General features: G+C 64.2%; 1 protein-coding gene. It reads left to right on the top strand.

Translation table 11 applies throughout. The annotated features are described in order from the left end of the window. Positions 1-726 (top strand): MFS transporter (locus tag HV670_RS30265; protein WP_343054535.1); only part of this gene is annotated, 726 nt, incomplete at both ends.

Below are 726 nucleotides of genomic sequence, written 5' to 3'. Positions count from 1 at the left end.
TTGAAGCACTCCCCAGAGTTCGCGGGAAGGTATTGCTTGGAGCCAGCCTTGTCCTGGTCGCGCTCAATCTCCGTCCGCTGTTTTCGAGCCTCGGCTCGTTGCTGCCTGAAGTAGTCCGTGCGAATGGCCTTGCGCCCACGATGGCGAGCGCGCTCACGACCTTGCCCGTCCTGTGCCTTGGCATCTTTGCGCCGGCCAGTCCTGCTCTCGCACGCCGGTTTGGCGCCGAACGGATCATTTTCTGGCTGATGCTGCTGCTTGCGGTTGGTACCGCGTTGAGGGTGGCCGGTCCGGTCATCGCGCTGTTCGCGGGCACGATCCTCGCCGGCGCCTCGATCGCGGTCGTCAATGTGCTGCTGCCCGGTCTGATCAAACGGGATTTTGCCGACCGTACTGGTCTGATGGCGGGGCTGTACACGATGGCGTTGTGCGCGGGTGCCGCGATGGCGGCTGGTTTGACCGTGCCACTCGAGCGGCAGTTCCACGGTGCATGGGCACCCGCGCTCGCCTTCTGGGCATTGCCGGCTCTCGTCGCAGCACTCTGCTGGCGTCCTCATGTGCAGTCGCCGCAGGTGGTCGGTCATCGAGGACGGATCGTGTCGCGCGGCCTGTGGCAGTGCCCGCTTGCATGGCAGGTTACGATCTTCATGGTGCTACAGTCGATGCTGTCGTTCACCGTATTTGGTTGGCTGGCTCCAATCCTGCGTGATCGCGGTGTCCCGGCCG

The sequence above is a fragment of the Pararobbsia alpina genome (assembly GCF_902859895.1).
Classification (GTDB): domain Bacteria; phylum Pseudomonadota; class Gammaproteobacteria; order Burkholderiales; family Burkholderiaceae; genus Pararobbsia; species Pararobbsia alpina.
This window is presented reverse-complemented; position numbering and strand designations above follow the sequence as displayed.